Source organism: Niveispirillum sp. FG156 (assembly GCF_057809555.1).
In genome coordinates this window covers 59116-76322 of record NZ_JBMDKE010000033.1, presented here as the reverse complement: position 1 = coordinate 76322, position 17207 = coordinate 59116, and the positions used below count along the sequence as shown (strand labels likewise).

Sequence of the window (17207 nt, the reverse complement as noted above, 5' to 3'; positions counted from 1 at the left end):
GCGGCCGCTCCCGCCCTGCCGTCCTGGCGCGCCAGGACGGCGCAGGAACGGGCAAAGCTGCTGATGCGCTGGCACGATCTGATGCTGGACGCTGCCGATGATCTGGCCCTGATGCTGACCCTGGAGCAGGGCAAATCCCTGGCCGAGGCCAAGGGGGAAATCACCTATGGCGCCAGCTTCATCAGCTGGTTTGCGGAAGAATCCCGCCGCGCCTATGGCGATGTCATCCCCACGCATAAGCGCGGATCGCGCCTGATCACCATCAAACAGCCGGTGGGCGTGGTGGGCGCCATCACGCCGTGGAACTTCCCCAACGCCATGATTACGCGCAAGCTGGGGCCGGCCCTGGCGGCGGGCTGCACGGTCGTGCTGAAACCGGCGGAAGCCACGCCCCTGTCGGCCCTGGCTTTGGCGGTGCTGGCCGAACGCGCGGGCATTCCGGCGGGCGTGATCAACATTGTCACGGGCGATCCGGTGGCCATCGGCGGCTCGCTGACCGCGTCCTCCATCGTGCGGAAGATCAGCTTCACCGGCTCCACCCGCGTGGGCCGGTTGCTGATGGCGCAGAGTGCGCCGACGGTCAAGCGCCTGTCCCTGGAACTGGGCGGCAACGCGCCCTTCATCGTGTTCGACGATGCCGATCTGGGGCCGGCGGTGGCCGGTGCCATGGCGTCGAAATACCGCAATTCCGGTCAGACCTGCGTCTGTGCCAACCGCCTGTTCGTCGAAGATGGCATCCATGATGCCTTCGTTGCCAAGCTGGCCGAGGAAGTGGGCAAGCTGAAGGTCGGCAATGGTGTAGAGGCCGGCGTCAATCAGGGTCCGCTGATCAACCGGGCCGCGGTTGAGAAGGTGGAGGAACTGGTGGCCGACGCCCTGGAGAAAGGCGCGACGCTGGTCACGGGCGGCAAGCGCCATGATCTGGGCGGTTGCTTCTATGAGCCGACGATCCTGACCGGTGTCACCGGTGAGATGCGGATCGCGCATGAGGAAATCTTCGGCCCCGTCGCCGCCATTCAGCGCTTCCGGGGTGAGGAGGAGGTGCTGCGTCTGGCCAACGACACCGAATTCGGCCTTGCCGCCTATTTCTACAGCCGCGACCTGGGCCGGATCTGGCGCGTGGCCGAAGGTCTGGAAAGCGGCATGGTCGGCGTGAATGAGGGCCTGATCTCCACCGAGATCGCGCCGTTCGGCGGCGTCAAACAGTCCGGCCTGGGCCGGGAGGGCAGCAGCCTGGGCCTGGATGAGTATCTGGAGGTCAAATACATCTCCATGGCCGTGGGCTGAGGGGCGGGACGTTCACCGCCTATTGTCGCTACCCTTTCATTATCTTTCGCCATTTCGTCATCCCGGCGAAAGCCGGGACCCAGGGGCAGCACGCCCGACCTCTCGGCAGTGTTGATCACCGCTGCGGCATGGTTTGAGCCTGTAGCCCCTGGGTCCCGACTTTCGTCGGGATGACGAGAGGGGAGTGTGGCTGAAGGGTGGGCAGTCCGTGATCACGCCGCACTGATTTGCTCCATCCCCATCACCGCCCACCCCGGCGCATGCGCCACCGCATCCCCCACCAGGATCAATGACGGTGCCGCCGGGTCGTTGAGTGCCGGCGCGTGGGGCAGGGCGGTGATGGTGGCAAACCGCACCTCGGCGTCGGGTCTGCAGGCATTGGCGATCAGGGCGGCGGGCGTGTCCGGTGGCAATCCGGCCTTGATCAGGCTGCCCGCAATATCGCCCAGCCGGTCGCGCCCCATATAGAGCGCCAGGGTGGTGCCGGGATCGGCCAGCTTGGTCCAGTCGATGGCATCGGTTTCGCCCGACGTGCGGCAATGGGCGGTGACCACGCGCATCGACCGCGCCACCCCGCGATGGGTCAGCGGCAGGCCCAGCTGCGCCGCCGCGCCCATCGCTGCCGTGATGCCGGGGATTACCGTTACCGCCACGCCGTGACTGCGCAGAAACTCCGCTTCTTCGCCGGCGCGGCCAAAGATGAACGGGTCCCCACCCTTCAACCGCACCACGCGCAGCCCCTTCTTGGCGCAGGTGGCCATCAGCCGGTTGGTGAATTCCTGCGGGACAGAGCGGCAGCCCGCGCGCTTGCCCACCGACACCAGCCGCGTTTCCCGCCGCGCCAGCGCCAGGATGCTGTCGGGCACCAGCGCGTCATGCAGGATGATATCGGCAGAGCCAATGGCGCGGGCGGCATGCAGGGTCAACAGGCCCGGATCACCGGGGCCGGCGCCCACCAGCGTGACGGCCCCGCCCTCATCCCGCCCGCCGGCGGTGAAGCGGGACAGTTCGGCCATGATCTCTTCCACGGCCCCATCCTCCTCCATCGCCATCAGCCGGTCGGCAAGGCTGCCTGACAGGACCCGGTCCCAGAAGCGCTGCCGGTCGCGGGTGGTGGACAGGGCGTCGCGTACGCCGTGACGGGCGCGCTGTGCGGCGCGCGCCAGGCTGGCATAGCCGGCGGGGATCGCCGCTTCCAGCCGCTGGCGGATATTGCGGGCTAGCGCCGGGGCGCCGCCGCCCGTCGATACCGCCACCACCACGGGCGACCGGTCCAGGATGGCCGGCACCGTGAAATCGCACTGTTCGGGCACATCCACGACATTGACCAGCACATGGCGGGTAAAGGCGGCACAGCGGATACGGTCGGTCAAGTCGGGATCGCCCGACCCGTCCATGGCGATGGTCACCCCGTCCAGAAGCTCTGGCCGGAATTCCGTCTCCCGCCGCCGGATGGCCCCGCTTTCCAGCAGTTCCAACATCTCCTCCCCTACCTCTGCCGCCAGAAGCAGGATATCGGCCCCGGCCCGGATCAGCAGCCGGGCCTTGGACGCCGCCGCGTCACCGCCCCCGGCCAGCAGGACCGACCGGCCCCGCAGATCCAGGAACACGGGAAAATAGGGCATGTTGCTTGCCGGATCAGGCCGCGACGACAGGTGCAGCATGGCGCAGGATCTCCTTGATCTCGGGAAGGCAGGAACCGCAGCCGGTGCCGGCGGCGGTGAGTTTGCCGATATCGGCGACGGAGCAGGCTTTGCCCGACCGGACAGCGGCGGCGATCTTGTTGCGGCCCACCCCATGGCAGGAACAGACGATGGGGCCATCATCGGCCCCCTCCGTCTCCGGCGCGCGACCGGCCAGCAGGCGGGTGCGGTCCAGGGCCGTCAGGGTCGGCTTGGCGAACAGGGCGGACAGCCAGTCGCGCGAAATCTCCGGCCGTTCGGGGGCCAGGAACAGGGCGGCGATCAGCCTGCCATCCTTCACCCAGGCCCGGCGCGTGATGTCCCGCGCCGGATCGGTGAAGTCCAGAAGCTCCGTATCGTCCAGCCCGGAAAGGGCAGGGGCCGCGTCCCCGGCCAGCTCAAAAATCCGGCACGCCCCCGCCTCCTGCCGCACCCAATAGGGAATGGCGGCAAAGTCATGCTGGCGCGTGGTGAAGAACAGACCGGCCCAGGCCGTGATGAACCGTTCCACCCTGACCGGAACATGCTTACTTTCCGGCTGTCCAGAAATCGGGTCGGTATGCGGCGCGATCAGGCGGCCGATGCCCCCCTTGGCCGACAGCGTGTCGGACCAATGCATGGGGATGAACACCTGACCCGCCCGCTGTGCCTCGGTAATGGCCACGCGCAGCACAGCCTCGCCCTGCAAACTGATCACGCGCGCCAGTTCACCTTCCAGAAGGTCGGCGGCCTGCGCGTCGGTCGGGTGGATTTCCAGCAGCGGTTCCGGGCGGTGGGCCGACAGGCGGGCGGACAGGCCCGTGCGCGTCATCGTATGCCACTGATCCCGATACCGCCCCGTATTGGCGATCAGGGGGAAGCGCAGGGAGGCGCGTTCGACCGGCGGTACATGGCGTACGGCCAGCATGCGGGCCCGGCCATTGCCGTGGGTGAAGCGGCCATCGGCATACATACGGTCGGTGCCGCGCTTGGCGCCTGCCGGCATCGGCCATTGGAACGGCTCCATGCCAGCATAGTCGGCTTCCCGTTTGCGGCCCCAGGCGGCGATGTCGAAGGCGCGCAGGCCATCATTCTCAAAGCCCGACAGGATGGCATGTTCGCGGAACACCTCACCCGGTGTGCGCCAGGCGAAGGCGGGGCCAAAGCCCATCCGGGCCGCGACCTTGGACATAATCCACCAATCAGCCTTGGCCTCTCCCGGTCCGTCGCGGAACGGACGCTGGCGGGAAATGCGGCGTTCGGAATTGGTGACGGTGCCGTCCTTCTCCCCCCATCCCAATGCGGGCAGGCGGATATGGGCGAAATCCAGGCTGTCGGTGCTGCCCACGATGTCCGATACGATGACGGTCGGGCACAGGCGCAGGGCCTCGCGGACAAGGTCCGCTTCGGGCAGGCTGACCGCCGGGTTGGTGGCCATGATCCACAGGGCCTTGATGCGCCCCTCCCGGATGGCGCGGAACATGTCCACGGCCTTCAACCCCTGCCCCCCCTTCAACGCCGGGGCGGTCCAGAACCGGCGCAGCCGGTCGACATCCGCCGGGTCATCGGGGTTCATATGGGCGGCTAGCTGGTTGGCCAGCCCGCCCACTTCGCGCCCGCCCATGGCATTGGGCTGTCCGGTTACGGAAAACGGGCTGGACCCCGGCTTGCCAACCCGGCCCGTGGCCAGATGACAATTGATGATGGCATTGACCTTGTCGGTGCCGCGCGAGGACTGGTTCACCCCCTGGCTGAACACCGTGACCGTGCGCGGCGTAGATGTGAACCAGTCATAGAAGGTGGCGATATCGGCAGGGTCCAGGCCGCAGGTGGCGGCCACATCGCCCGCATCCTCGGCTGCCGCTTCAAGTGCTGCGTCCAGCCCAGCGACATGGCGCATCACATAGGCGCGGTCGATGGCATCTACCCGGTCCAGATGCGCCAACAAGCCGTTGAACAGCGCCACGTCACTGCCGGGCTTCAAGGCCAGATGCAGATCGGCCAGATCGGAACTGGCCGTCCCGCGCGGGTCGATCAGGACGACGCGCGTGCCCCGGTCCCGCCGCGCGGTGCGCAGGCGCTGCGCCAGCACCGGATGGCACCAGGCCAGGTTGGAGCCGACCAGCACCACCAGATCGGCAATCTCCAGATCCTCGTAATTTCCCGGCACGACATCGGCCCCGAAGGCGCGTTTGTGGCCGGCAACCGTGGAGGCCATGCAGAGGCGGGAATTGGTGTCGATATGCGGGCTGCCGATGAAACCCTTCAGCAGCTTGTTGGCGACATAATAATCCTCCGTCAGCAACTGGCCGGAGACGTAGAAGGCGATGGCATCGGGTCCATGTTCGGCCAGGGTTGCCGACAGCCGCCTCGCCACTTCTGCAATGGCTTTTTCCCAGGTGACGCGCTGACCGGCCACTTCCGGGTACAGCAGACGCACATCGCCCGCCGCCTCGGCATTGACCGTATCGATCAAGGCCGCCCCCTTGGAACAGAGGCGGCCCTTGTTGGCCGGGTGGTCGGGATCGCCGCCCACCACCCAGCCATCCCGCGCCCGGCTGACGACCAGCCCGCAGCCGACGCCGCAATAAGGGCAGGTGGTGCGGATTTCGGTGGTGGACATGGGGTGCTCCGTTGGGGAATTTCGTACTTTTCTCGTCATCCCGGCGAAAGCCGGGACCCAGCGTTAAGGCGCGGTTAGCGCCGATATGACTCTTGTCGCGGCAGACGCCGCTCTGCGCTGGGTCCCGGCTTTCGCCGGGATGACGAAACAGGGGCGAATGCACGTGGTGAAAGGCGCTACGCCACCAACCCCAACTCCACCCGCCCATCGACCAGCCGCGCGGGAATACGTCCCGTGCAGCCCTCATCCGCCCCGGTGGCAAAACCGGTGGCCAGATCGATGACCCAGTTATGCAGGGGACAGGTCACGGCATGGCCGTGGACGATACCCTCTGACAATGGCCCCTTCTTGTGCGGGCATTCATCGCGTAGCGCGAAGACCTGATCGTCGATGGTGCGGAACACCGCGATGCGGCCTTCCTTATGGTCCACACGGCGGGCACCCTGGACGGGAATGTCCGTGAGGGGGCCGATATCCTTCCATTCAAGCGGGCGGTGCATGGCGGCTCACTCCACGGTGGCAAGCGTTTGGAAATCACGGGCGGCTGGCGCGTTGGGTGCGCGTTCTGCCCAGGGATCGACCTGGGCATGGCGCTGGCTGGCCAGGAACCGTTCGTGCAGGGCACGGCGGTTATCGGCATCGTCCACCACGCGCGTCTTGACGAAATCCAGGCCCACCCGCTCGATCCAGGGCGCGGTGCGTTCCAGATAATGCGCCTCTTCCCGGTAAAGCTGCATGAAGGCGCCGCAATATTCCTGCACCTCCTCTTCCGTCGTCACCTTGGCCAGAAGGTCGGTGCCGCGCAGCTTGATGCCGCCATTGCCGCCGACCAGCAGGTCAAAGCCGCCATCGGTGGCGATGACGCCGAAATCCTTGATCGTCGCCTCGGCACAGTTACGCGGACAGCCGGACACGGCCATCTTGAACTTGTGCGGGGTCCAGGAACCCCAGGTCATCCGTTCCAGGTTGACCCCGACCTCCATGGATTTCTGCGTGCCGAACCGGCACCATTCCGACCCGACGCAGGTCTTCACGGTCCGCAGCGCCTTGCCATAGGCATGGCCCGACACCATGCCGGCCCCGTTCAGATCGGCCCAGACGGCGGGCAAATCTTCCTTCTTGATGCCCAGCAGGTCGATACGCTGACCGCCCGTCACCTTCACGGTCGGGATGTCGAACTTGTCCACCACATCGGCGATGGCGCGCAGTTCCTTGGCATTGGTCAGCCCGCCCCACATGCGCGGGACGACGGAATAGGTTCCGTCCTTCTGGATGTTGGCATGCACGCGCTCATTCACGAAACGGCTGGCCCCATGATCCACATATTCGCCGGGCCAGGTGGCCAGCAGATAGTAATTCAGCGCCGGGCGGCAGGTGTGGCAGCCATCGGGCGTCTTCCATTCCAGCGCCTGCATGACGGCGGGAATGGATTTCAGTTCCTGCACCCGGATCAGGCGGCGGATGCTGTCATGGTCATGGTCGCTGCATTTGCAGATCGGCTTGACGCCCGCCGCCTCATACTCCCCGCCCAGGGTGTGGGCCAGCAGCCCCTCCACCAGGCCGGTGCAGGACCCGCAGGAGGCGGACGCCTTGGTCGTCGCCTTCACCTGATCCAGGGTGGTCAGGCCCTTCTCGGTGATGGCCTTGACGATGGTGCCCTTGCAGACGCCGTTGCAGCCGCAGATTTCTGCCGTATCAGGCAGCGCCGCAACGGCGGCGGTAGGGTTTGCGGCACCGCCTTCCTTGGCTGCAAAACCTTGCCCGAAGATCAGGGTGTCGCGCAGGCCGCTGACATCCTCTCCTGCCTTCAGAAGCTGGAAATACCAGGCGCCATCGGCGGTATCGCCATACATCACCGCACCCTTGATGCGGCCATCCTGCAAAACGATGCGCTTGTAAACGCCACGGCCCGCGTCGCGGAAGACGATATCCTCCGTCCCCGGCCCGCCGCTGAAATCACCGGCGGAGAACACGTCGACGCCCGTGACCTTCAGCTTGGTGGAGGTGACGGAACCCGGATAGCCCGAAGCCTGCTTGCCGGCCAGATGATCGGCCAGGATCTTCGCCATCTCAAACAGCGGCTGCACCAGACCGTAACAGGCCCCGCGATGCTGCACGCATTCACCGACGGCGGTGATGGCCGGGTCGTTGGTCACCATATGGTCATCGACCATGATGCCGCGCCCCACCTCCAGACCTGCCGCCGCGGCAAGGCGCGTATCCGGGCGGATACCCACGGCCATCACCACCAGATCGGCGGGAAGGTTCGTGCCATCCTTCAGCGCCACACCCGTGACCTGGGTGTCGCCCAGGATGGCGGCGGTGTCGGCGCTGGTCAGGACGGTGAGGCCCCGGCGTTCCAGTTCCTTGGCCAGCAGATGACCGGCGGACGGGTCCAGCTGCCGTTCCATCAGGTGCCCGGCCAGATGCAGGACAGTGACCTCCATCCCCCGCGCCTTCAGGCCCACGGCGGCCTCCAGGCCCAGCAGACCACCGCCGATGACCACCGCGTGCCCGCCCCTGGCACTGGCCGACAGCATGGCATCGACATCATCCACATCGCGGAAGGTGACGACGCCGGGCAGGCGCGCGCCGGGGATGGGGATGACGATGGGCATGGAGCCGGTGGCGATCAGCAGCCGGTCATAGGGGACCGACAGGCCGGATTTCGTCACCACCACCTGATCGTCACGGTCGATCTGTTCCACCGGGTCGCCAGCATGCAGCTTGATATGGTTGCTGGCGTACCAGTCCAGATCATTGATCACGATCTGGTCAAAGGTCTTTTCGCCCGACAGCAGGGGCGACAGCATGATGCGGTTATAGTTCACGCGCGGTTCGGCGCCGAACACTGTGATGTCGTACAGGTCGGGCGCCCGTTCCAGCAATTCTTCCACGGCGCGGATGCCGGCCATGCCATTGCCGATAACGACCAGCCGGGGGCGTGAACTGCTGGTGGCCGGGGGGGCGGAGAAGGGGGTCATGTCTGGCTCCATCCATCTCTTGCGCAAAAAACGCGCAATAAAAAAGGCGCCCGACCGTGCAGCGTCCCCCGCCTGGGGACAGTCACACGTTCGGACGCCATTATCCGGTGGGGCCCGGCCTTGGACCCCTATATGCACCCCTCCCGCCGGGAAGGGCCGTCGCAACGCTGCATCGCCTTGCGCCGCTCCCCTATCTGCGAATGCCGTGCCAAGGCGGCAACCCTTTGGAATCACAGGAATCTGGAGCTTTGTGGCGGACCCATTAGGTGACCATGTTGCCAAAAATTAAGGCAGCACCCAGGCGGTGATGCATTTTTGTGCAACTGCGAAACGGCATGGCCGCGCAAAGCCCCGGAATCCCGCGCCTGTGCCCACTGGCACGGCCATTGCTGAATGAAACCCGTCCCGAGGCAGGGATATTCCATCGTCCAACGGCGGACACCAGGCAGGGGTGGGGGTGATCCCCCGCCGCAACGCATGGCCGCCGACGGGGAACCGGCAGGCGGCCCGGACGACAAAGGCATCACGATGGATATCCGCAACAAGGCCACACGCATCGACCTGTTCACGCTGAAAAGCGTGCAGATGCGGGCCTTTCACATGACATGGTTCGCGTTCTTCCTGTGTTTTTTCGGCTGGTTCGGCATCGCGCCCCTGATGGCGGTGGTGCGTGACGATCTGGGTCTGACCAAGGGGCAGATCGGCAATATCATGATTGCGTCGGTGGCCATCACGGTCGCCGTGCGCCTGATCATCGGGCCGATGTGTGACCGGTTCGGCCCGCGCCGCACCTATACGGGTCTGCTGGCGCTTGGCTCTGTGCCCGTCATGTGCGTGGGTCTGGCCGACAGTTACGAGACGTTCCTGCTGGCGCGGCTGGCCATCGGGGCCATCGGTGCCGCCTTTGTCATCACCCAGTATCATACCTCGGTGATGTTCGCGCCCAGCGTCGTGGGTACGGCCAATGCCACCACGGCGGGCTGGGGCAATCTGGGCGGTGGCATCACGCAGATGGTGATGCCGCTGGTCCTGACCGGCATCCTGTTCCTGGGCGTGGACAAGACGCACGCCTGGCGGCTGGCCATGGTGGTGCCGGGCCTGGTGCTGCTGGTGGCCGCACTCGCCTATTGGCGCTTCACCCAGGATTGCCCGGAGGGTGATTTCAAGGATCTGCGCGCCGCCGGCCGTCTGCCGCCCGCCAATGGGAACAAGGATGGGGGGAAGGGTGGTTTCGTGACGGCCCTGTCCGATATCCGCGTCTGGGCCTTGTTCATCGCCTATGGCGCCTGCTTTGGCGTGGAACTGACCCTGCACAATATTGCGGCCATCTACTTCTTCGACAATTTCAAGCTGGACCTCGCCACCGCCGGCATCATCGCGGGCCTGTTCGGGTCGATGAGCCTGTTTGCCCGCACATTGGGCGGCTTTCTCTCCGACCGCTGGGCCGGACAGGCGGGGCTGCAGGCGCGCGTGCGTCTGCTGTTCCTGGTGCTGTTTGCCGAAGGGCTGGCGCTGCTGCTGTTCTCGCAGATGACTGTTCTGTGGATCGCGGTGGCGGCGATGCTGTTCTTCTCGCTGTTCGTGCAGATGGGTTGCGGCGCCACCTTCGGCATCGTGCCGTTCGTGAACCGCAAGGCGCTGGGGTCCGTGTCGGGCATTGTCGGGGCGGGCGGCAATATGGGCGCGGTGGCCGCCGGTTTCTTGTTCAAGGCGGAAGGCATCACCTATCAGCAAGGCCTGATGTATCTGGGCATCGCGGTGACGCTGGCGTCGCTGCCAACCCTGCTGATCCGCTTCAATGAGGGTGCGGTGGAAGAGATGCGGGGACCGGTCCCCGTGCCGGCGGAGTGAGGGTAACGAATACAAGCATGGCCAATCCCGAACCCAATATCCTGATCATTGACGGCAATCCCGATCGCGCTGCGGTGGTGGAACGCGGGCTGGTGGAATCCGGCTGGGTGCGGGTCAGCACGATTGGCCCCTCGGTCAATCTGCTGGCCCGCATCCAGGCCCTGGCGCCCGATGTCATCATCATCGATCTGGAAAACCCCGACCGCGATACCCTGGAACAGATGTTCCAGGTCAGCCGCGTGGTGCAGCGACCCATCGCCATGTTCGTGGACCAGAGCGACAGCCAGATGATCCATGCGGCGATTGAGGCCGGAGTCAGCGCCTATGTCGTGGATGGCCTTCGCCAGGACCGGATCAAGCCCATCGTTGAAACGGCCATCACCCGCTTCAACGCCTTCGACCGGCTGCGCCGCGAGCGGGACGAGGCGCAGTCCAAATTGCAGGACCGAAAACAGGTGGAGAAGGCCAAGGGCCTTCTGATGAAGCATCGCGGCCTGTCGGAGGAGGATGCCTATACCCTGATGCGGCGCACCGCCATGAAGCAGAACCGCAAACTGTCCGACATCGCGCAGAGCGTGATCACCGCCTTCGAGATGGAGCTTTGAGAATGGCCGAGATCGTCAAGCTGGGCTTCGCACCCCTGGTGGATTGCGCCATTCCCGTCGCTGCCGCCGAAATGGGCTTTGCCGCCGCCGAAGGCATCGATCTGGTGCTGGACCGTGCCCCGTCCTGGGCGGCGCTGCGCGACAAGCTGGCCTTCGGGCGGGTGGACGGCGCGCATATCCTGGCACCCCTGGCGCTGGCCATTCATCACGGCATTGCCGGCGTGCCGGCCACACCGCTGGTGGTGCCCGTCTCGCTGGGGCTGGCCAATAATGCCATCACCCTGTCGATGGAGTTGTATGAACGGATGGTGGCGGCGGCACCCGATGTGATGGCGGGGCCGCCTTCCCTGCGCGCCCGTGCCCTGCGCCCCGTCATCGATGCCGACCGGGCGGCGGGCAAGCCGTTCTTGTCCTTCGTCACCGTCTTCCATTTCTCCTGCCACCATTATGAGCTGCTGAAATGGCTGGCCGATGGCGGGATCGATGGGCGCACGGAGGTGAATATCGGCGTCATTGCCCCGCCGCGCATGGTGGAAAGCCTGGCCGCCGGCTGGATCGACGGCTATTGCGCGGGCGAACCCTGGAACCTGCGCGCGGTACAGCGCGGGGTGGGCAAGGTGGTGGTGACCAAGGCCGATATCCGCCCCGATGGGTTGGAAAAGGTGCTGGGCCTGCGCGCCGATTGGGCCGATGCTGACCCCGCCCGCACATCCGCCCTGATCCGGGCCGTGGTAAAGGCCGCCGACTGGTGCGCCGATCCGGCCAACCGGGGCGATCTGGCCCGGCTGCTGGCCGAACCCCGCCATGTCGGGCTGGCGGCAGACCTGATTGCCGAAACCCTGGCCGGGGCCATGCCGGCCCCCAACCGCAACCGACCTGATCCGGCGGATGTGGGCCGATTGCTGGCGGAGATGGCGGCGGCGGGACAGTTGCAGGCACCCGCCGATGGGGGGGCGGCACTAACCGCCGTCTGGCGGCCTGATCTGTATGATGGGGCATTTTCGTAGCGCGGATTAGGCGTAAGCCGTAATCCGCGGAACGACGGCGCCGGGATTTCCGCGGATTACGCTTCGCTAATCCGCGCTACCCAATCACGCCGGGCGGTAGATCGCGTAGATCTTCGCCACGTCCACCCGGCTTTCCCATGAACAGGTGGCGGCCTGTTCGACCAGGAAGATGTCGCCCTTGTGGAAGGTGCCCTCGCGTCCAGCCTCGTCCACGAAGGTGACGGACCCGTCCAGCAGCAGCATCAGCTCAAAATGCCGGTAATACATGGCACGGCGGTGATAGGGCGTGCTGTCCCACACACCGCACATGAAGGTGCCGCTGCCCGACACATAGGTCGTATGGTTGCGGCAGGCGGGCGTGGGCGTCAGCAGCAGTTCGGCCAACGGCGCGCCCGACGGCGTCAGGGCCACGCCCGTATCGATGGCAACCACCCGGTCGGCACCCGGCCCGCCTTCTTCCGCACTGCCCATGATCAGCAGGGTGGCGCCAGAGGGGGCCGACCAGGACAGGGAATGTCCGCGCGGCACAACGGCGCTGTCATCGGCCCCCAGCGTCACGGCGGTACCGCCCGCCACCAGGGTCAGGCTGCCCGACAGGACCAGCACGAATTCATCGCCCGCTTGCGCTGGTGACTGCCCCTCTCCGGCGGCCAGGCGCAGGGCCGACAGGGTGACGGGGCCGGGGGCAAGGTCCAGGGCCTTGCGCCCGTCGGTCCAGGTGCCGCTGGCCGCACCATCGGCAAGGGCCGATGCCGCAAAGGCGCGCAGATCGATGAAGCCGAAAACCCTGTCCATATCCCATTCCCCATGCTGGTTCGCGCCGCGACGATAGGGGAGGTGGGGCGGCGGCGGGCACCGATCCGGGCGGCGACCACGGCAGTTCATGCCGTCCCCGGCATCAACCCTTGGCACCCGCACCGTTGCGGCGGTTCCATTCCCGGATGGCCGCTTCCGACAGGGGGGGGCCCGCATCGGCCATTTCGGCCTTGTACTGATCGGGGTCCATGGGGGCGGGTGCTCTGGTCGCCTCTATCTGCCGCTGCGTCGCCAGGACGGCCTGCAGCTGTTCCAGGCTCGGCCCCCTGGTGCGGCGGGCCGACAGCAGGGTGCGGTCGCCGAAGAAGAAGGCGATGATGGCGCCCAGCACCACCCACATCTCGTCCGGGATCAGGGCCCAGGCCTGCGCCGCCGCTGCAAAGCCCACCGGGTCGGCCGACGCCCAGACGAAAATGCCGATCACCCCCAGCGCCATGGCGGGCCGGGGCAGACGGTTCAGCCCGTCGATGAAACTGTCCCACCAGGTGCGGCCCTGACGGTCGGCGAATTCGGCCCCGAACTGCTGAAACCGGGCCAGCATCTCGCCATGGCGGCTGGTCTCGTCCTGGGTCCTGTCGCCGGTAAAGGGCGTGATGGCGCCGGCCAAGGCCTGCGCCCCACCGCCGACCAGCGCCTGTAACAGCTTGCTCAGCATGGGTTTCAATCCTTCAAATGCACAAAGGCGGCGGCAGCCGATCAGGGCCGCCACCGCCTTTGCCGGGAGTCCGGGTGGGTGTGGATCGAATATATAGGAATAAAATCATTCCAGCAAGACGTGGTCAGTCTGGAAACCCGTGTGCCAGAACCTGAATCAAGTCTGGCGCGGCTGTTCATTTGTAACCGCTGTTCGGTTTTCTATACGCAAGGTCATGTTGACTATCCCGAACATACTTATGTGGCATAATTAAATCATCAAAATAACATCTCCTGTCGGTAAACGCTGCGAGGTTATCTGCGGCTTTCCGTCTGTCATGCTTGTAAGGTACGAGAGGTTGGCGAATGTCTTCATTCATCAACAACATGTCCGTCAAGTCCAGGATTGGCGCTTCATTTTGCGGTGTCCTTGTGGTCATCGTTGCGATGGGGCTTTATTTGTACAGTCAGGTCTCGACGGTAGAAAAGACCAGCAAATGGAACACGCACACCTATAAGGTTCTTGATGCCATTGATGGCGTCGTATCCGGCATGGTGGACCAGGAAACGGGCCTGCGCGGCTATCTTCTGTCTGGCAAGAAGGAGTTTCTGGACCCCTACAATGCCGGTGCGAAGCTGGTTGCCAACAGTTGGGAAGCGGCGAAGAAGCTGACCGCCGACAACCCGACGCAGCAGCGGCGCCTGGATGATCTGAAGGCCGCCATTGACCGGTGGCAGCAGACCGTCGCCGCCCGTGAAATCGCGCTGATGGCGGACCCGGCCACCGTGCAGGCGGCACGGGATATGGAAGCCAGTGGTGCCGGCAAGACCTCTTTCGACGCGCTGCGCCGGATCGCGGGAGAAATCAGCACGACGGAGCGCGAACTGCTGGGTTCCCGTTCGGCGGAACAGGATGGTGCCATTTCGGCCTCGCTGAAGGCGACCTGGATCGGCATGGCCGCGGCGGCGCTGCTGTCGGGTCTGCTGGGCTTCCTGCTGGCCCGTGGGGTCAGCGTTCCCGTTACCCGCATCTCTGACGTCATGCGGCGTCTGGCTGCCAATGACAAGGCGGTGGAGGTGCCGTTCCGCGACCGGGGTGACGAGATCGGCGGAATGGCGCTGGCCGTCCAGGTCTTCAAGGAGAATGCCATTGAGATGGAACGGCTGCAGGCCGAACAGGAAGCGCAGAAGGTCAAGGCCGAGGCCGAACGCCGCGCCGCGATGCTGAAGCTGGCCGATGCCTTCGAGGCGCGGGTGAAGGGCGTGGTGGAAACCGTTGCCTCTGCGGCGACGGAGATGCAGGCCACCGCGTCCGCCATGTCGGGCACGGCGGAGGAAACCAGCCGTCAGGCCATGGTGGTGGCGTCCGCGTCCGAACAGGCGTCGGCCAATGTGCAGACGGTCGCCAGCGCCACCGAGGAACTGTCCTCCTCCATCCAGGAGATCGGGCGTCAGGTCACCAACTCCTCGCATATCGCCAATCAGGCTGTGACGGAGACCCGGCGTACATCGGACACGATGCAGACCCTGGTGTCGGCGGCACAGCAGATCGGCGATGTCATCCAACTGATCAACGATATTGCGGGGCAGACCAACCTGCTGGCTCTGAACGCCACCATCGAGGCTGCACGGGCCGGGGATGCCGGCAAGGGCTTCGCCGTCGTGGCATCGGAGGTGAAGGCCCTGGCCACCCAGACGGCGCGCGCGACCGAGGATATCCAGGCGAAGGTCAATGAAATCCAGTCTGCGACCGGCGGTGCCAAGCTGGCGGTGGAGGGCGTGGAAAGGACCATCGCAACCTTGAACGAGATCTCCGGCAACATCGCGGTCGCCATTGAGCAGCAGGGGGCCGCCACCCGCGAAATCTCTTCCAATGTTCAGCAGGCTGCCCGTGGCACCCACGAGGTGAACAGCAACATCTCGGGCGTCAATCAGGCCGCTGCTGAAGCGGGTTCCGCCGCGACCCAGGTTCTGGGGTCGGCCAATGGCCTGTCGAAGGAAGCGGAAATCCTGCGACGTGAGGTCGAAAGCTTCATCGCCACCGTCCGCGCCGCCTGACCGCCAAACAAGTTGGAGATTGCTGCAACGGGATGGGGCCAGGGTGACGGGTTCCATCCCGGGTGGATTTCGGGATGAGGGTGTGAAAGCGACGTCGTTTCAGTGGGGGCGGGTCAGTCTGGATACCCACGCGCCAGGACCTGATCCAGGGCGCGGATCAGAGCGTCGCCATGGTTGGCAAGGTTGCCGACCAACGGCCCCAAGGCTGATTTCTGAACATTGGTAATCAGTTGGGGCAGGAAGACCGCGCGACGGCCTTCTATTTCGACGTCCGGTGTTGTCACAGCGTCCATGCTGGAAGACGGCGTAACAGCCAGTGGCACCACGATACAGCGGTTCCAACGACGCAACAGGCCGGATTGTACGACCATGAGATAAGGATAAAGTCTTAGAGACTGTGTGGCATTACGATGCACATCGTACTGCGCCATTACAGCGGACCACATTCATCAGCCAGAGATGGGGCCTCAGCAGACCATTCGTTAAACCATTCCATATAGGCGTCTGCACGGGCCTGACGCTCTGCGAGTTCCGTTTGCGAGAATGTAGCCGATAGCTTTCGTTCAGTCATCTCCGGCAGGTTCACCGGCTGCTTCACGGCCTTGGCGCTGCTCATCGTCCGTGTCCCTCACCATATCCTTGAGCGATCATACCACTCCCCCGCCCTCCTGACGATGCCTATGCATTCCCCGTCAGGGCCAGCAGGGCGAAGGTGGCCAGCCAATGTTCGCCCATATAGTCACCGGCCACATGCGGCAGGCTGGCGGCCAGATGGGCATCCGCCGCAGCGTCTGCCCGTTCGCGCGCCCCGTCCGGCAGGGCGGGGGCGATGGCGCGCCAGCACCAGGCGCGCGACAGGTTCAACCCGTCCAGATGCGCGATCTTGCCGTCCGTCCGGTCACTGGGCGTGGCGGGCTGGAACAGGGTCGCCGGCTCTCCGTCCGCCACGCGCGGCAGGAATGACAACAGCCAGGGCGCATATTCCCCCGCCGGCAATGCGTGGCGCATCAGTTCCGCCACCATCAGGGTGGGGGACAGGAAATCATCCTGCGACGGTTCCCAGGCCTGGGCATCGTGGTCGCCGCCATGCCAGGCCTTTGCCCGGTCACGGCACAGGCCGGCCAGGGCCGCATCCCCCACCTGATCGGCATAATCCAGCGCCAGGGTCAGGGCAAACGCCGTATTGCCATGGGTGCCGGCCCGCACCGGATATGTGGCCAGCGGCAGGAACGCCTTGAACCTGTCGGCGAAATCCCCGGCCAGCGGCGCGATTGCCGCCGCCCATCGCCGCCCATCTGCATCGTCCGCGCGGTTCAGTTCGGCGGCAAGTGCCAGCAGCCAACCCCAGCCATAGGGCCGTTCAAACCCGCGTGCCGTGGGCCGGGTCAGATAATCCCGTTCGCCTGCGATCCTAGCCGGCGTCAGATGGCTGTCGAACAAGGCCTTGATTGCGGGGCCCGCCGTCAGCTCGGGGAACAGACGCCGCAACCGGGCCAGCAGCCAGTAACCATGTACACAGGAATGCCAGTCAAAACTGCCATAGAAGACCGGATGCAGGCCGCGCGGATCACCGACATCGTCGGGACCGGCCAGCACATGATCCAGCTTGTTGGGATATTCGCGGGTGACATGGCCCAGGGCCAGGGCCGCGAACTTGTCGGCAAGGGCTTGATCCAGCATCC

The 17207-nt window shown here is 65.4% G+C and carries 14 protein-coding genes; 5 read left to right on the top strand and 9 right to left on the bottom strand.

Features of this window, described 5'->3' with window-relative positions; translation table 11 throughout:
• Positions 1–1287 (top strand): NAD-dependent succinate-semialdehyde dehydrogenase (locus ACODSP_RS20135; protein ID WP_488967334.1); only part of this gene is annotated, 1287 nt, incomplete at its 5' end.
• A 212-nt stretch (positions 1288–1499) separates the two neighbouring features.
• Here ACODSP_RS20135 and cysG read toward each other — a convergent pair.
• The 4 genes from cysG to nirB form a co-directional block, all read right to left on the bottom strand.
• Positions 1500–2951, bottom strand: a complete 1452-nt coding sequence (gene cysG, locus ACODSP_RS20130) for a siroheme synthase CysG (RefSeq protein ID WP_488967333.1) — start codon at positions 2949–2951, stop codon at positions 1500–1502.
• Positions 2926–5571, bottom strand: coding sequence for a nitrate reductase (locus ACODSP_RS20125; RefSeq protein ID WP_488967332.1), 2646 nt, complete (start codon positions 5569–5571; stop codon positions 2926–2928). The genes cysG and ACODSP_RS20125 overlap by 26 nt, the downstream gene beginning before the upstream one ends.
• Positions 5572–5747: 176 nt before the next feature.
• Positions 5748–6071 carry a nitrite reductase small subunit NirD gene (gene nirD / locus ACODSP_RS20120; RefSeq protein WP_488967331.1) on the bottom strand — a complete coding sequence of 108 codons (324 nt, stop codon included), beginning with the start codon at positions 6069–6071 and terminating at the stop codon, positions 5748–5750.
• A 6-nt stretch (positions 6072–6077) separates the two neighbouring features.
• Positions 6078–8555 (bottom strand): nitrite reductase large subunit NirB, encoded by a 2478-nt coding sequence (nirB, locus tag ACODSP_RS20115; protein WP_488967330.1) that lies wholly within the window; start codon positions 8553–8555, stop codon positions 6078–6080.
• 477 nt (positions 8556–9032) lie between these two features.
• Between nirB and ACODSP_RS20110 the strand changes: the two genes are divergently transcribed.
• Genes ACODSP_RS20110 through ACODSP_RS20100 form a run of 3 tightly spaced genes read left to right on the top strand, consistent with a single transcriptional unit; the run spans position 9033 to position 12018 of the window.
• Positions 9033–10406 carry an MFS transporter gene (locus tag ACODSP_RS20110; RefSeq protein ID WP_488967329.1) on the top strand — a complete coding sequence of 458 codons (1374 nt, stop codon included), beginning with the start codon at positions 9033–9035 and terminating at the stop codon, positions 10404–10406.
• Between the two features lie 17 nt (positions 10407–10423).
• Complete coding sequence (locus tag ACODSP_RS20105) at positions 10424–11011, top strand: ANTAR domain-containing response regulator (protein ID WP_488967328.1); 588 nt, start codon at positions 10424–10426, stop codon at positions 11009–11011.
• Between the two features lie 2 nt (positions 11012–11013).
• Entirely contained in the window at positions 11014–12018 is a 1005-nt protein-coding gene (locus ACODSP_RS20100) for a CmpA/NrtA family ABC transporter substrate-binding protein (protein ID WP_488967327.1), read from the top strand.
• A gap of 84 nt (positions 12019–12102) precedes the next feature.
• On the opposite strand, the gene ACODSP_RS20095 is transcribed toward ACODSP_RS20100, so the two are convergent.
• Positions 12103–12813, bottom strand: a complete 711-nt coding sequence (locus ACODSP_RS20095) for a cupin domain-containing protein (RefSeq protein ID WP_488967326.1) — start codon at positions 12811–12813, stop codon at positions 12103–12105.
• 103 nt (positions 12814–12916) lie between these two features.
• Positions 12917–13489, bottom strand: coding sequence for a 3TM-type holin (locus tag ACODSP_RS20090; protein WP_488967325.1), 573 nt, complete (start codon positions 13487–13489; stop codon positions 12917–12919).
• A 425-nt stretch (positions 13490–13914) separates the two neighbouring features.
• Between ACODSP_RS20090 and ACODSP_RS20085 the strand changes: the two genes are divergently transcribed.
• Positions 13915–15525: a methyl-accepting chemotaxis protein gene (locus ACODSP_RS20085; RefSeq protein WP_488967324.1), complete on the top strand. Its 1611-nt coding sequence runs from the start codon at positions 13915–13917 to the stop codon at positions 15523–15525.
• 113 nt (positions 15526–15638) lie between these two features.
• Here ACODSP_RS20085 and ACODSP_RS20080 read toward each other — a convergent pair whose 3' ends face one another.
• The 3 genes from ACODSP_RS20080 to ACODSP_RS20070 all read right to left on the bottom strand — a co-directional run bounded on the left by ACODSP_RS20080 (position 15639) and on the right by ACODSP_RS20070 (position 17205).
• Entirely contained in the window at positions 15639–15956 is a 318-nt protein-coding gene (locus ACODSP_RS20080; RefSeq protein WP_488967323.1) for a CcdB family protein, read from the bottom strand.
• A complete protein-coding gene (locus ACODSP_RS20075; RefSeq protein ID WP_488967322.1) occupies positions 15956–16141 on the bottom strand; it encodes a hypothetical protein in 186 nt (61 codons plus the stop codon). The genes ACODSP_RS20080 and ACODSP_RS20075 overlap by 1 nt, the downstream gene beginning before the upstream one ends.
• A 62-nt stretch (positions 16142–16203) precedes the next feature.
• On the bottom strand, positions 16204–17205 hold the full coding sequence (locus ACODSP_RS20070; protein WP_488967321.1) for a DUF2891 domain-containing protein: 1002 nt from the start codon (positions 17203–17205) through the stop codon (positions 16204–16206).
• Between the last annotated feature and the right edge of the window lie 2 nt (positions 17206–17207).

What these genes read in the sequence shown, in the direction of transcription:
- cysG (WP_488967333.1), bottom strand. Translation starts at nt 2,951, where the DNA reads ATGCTGCACCTGTCGTCGCGGCCTGATCCGGCAAGCAACATGCCCTAT.
- ACODSP_RS20125 (WP_488967332.1), bottom strand. Translation starts at nt 5,571, where the DNA reads ATGTCCACCACCGAAATCCGCACCACCTGCCCTTATTGCGGCGTCGGC.
- nirD (WP_488967331.1), bottom strand. Translation starts at nt 6,071, where the DNA reads ATGCACCGCCCGCTTGAATGGAAGGATATCGGCCCCCTCACGGACATT.
- nirB (WP_488967330.1), bottom strand. Translation starts at nt 8,555, where the DNA reads ATGACCCCCTTCTCCGCCCCCCCGGCCACCAGCAGTTCACGCCCCCGG.
- ACODSP_RS20110 (WP_488967329.1), top strand. Translation starts at nt 9,033, where the DNA reads ATGGCCGCCGACGGGGAACCGGCAGGCGGCCCGGACGACAAAGGCATC.
- ACODSP_RS20105 (WP_488967328.1), top strand. Translation starts at nt 10,424, where the DNA reads ATGGCCAATCCCGAACCCAATATCCTGATCATTGACGGCAATCCCGAT.
- ACODSP_RS20100 (WP_488967327.1), top strand. Translation starts at nt 11,014, where the DNA reads ATGGCCGAGATCGTCAAGCTGGGCTTCGCACCCCTGGTGGATTGCGCC.
- ACODSP_RS20095 (WP_488967326.1), bottom strand. Translation starts at nt 12,813, where the DNA reads ATGGACAGGGTTTTCGGCTTCATCGATCTGCGCGCCTTTGCGGCATCG.
- ACODSP_RS20090 (WP_488967325.1), bottom strand. Translation starts at nt 13,489, where the DNA reads ATGCTGAGCAAGCTGTTACAGGCGCTGGTCGGCGGTGGGGCGCAGGCC.
- ACODSP_RS20085 (WP_488967324.1), top strand. Translation starts at nt 13,915, where the DNA reads ATGGGGCTTTATTTGTACAGTCAGGTCTCGACGGTAGAAAAGACCAGC.
- ACODSP_RS20080 (WP_488967323.1), bottom strand. Translation starts at nt 15,956, where the DNA reads ATGGCGCAGTACGATGTGCATCGTAATGCCACACAGTCTCTAAGACTT.
- ACODSP_RS20075 (WP_488967322.1), bottom strand. Translation starts at nt 16,141, where the DNA reads ATGAGCAGCGCCAAGGCCGTGAAGCAGCCGGTGAACCTGCCGGAGATG.
- ACODSP_RS20070 (WP_488967321.1), bottom strand. Translation starts at nt 17,205, where the DNA reads ATGCTGGATCAAGCCCTTGCCGACAAGTTCGCGGCCCTGGCCCTGGGC.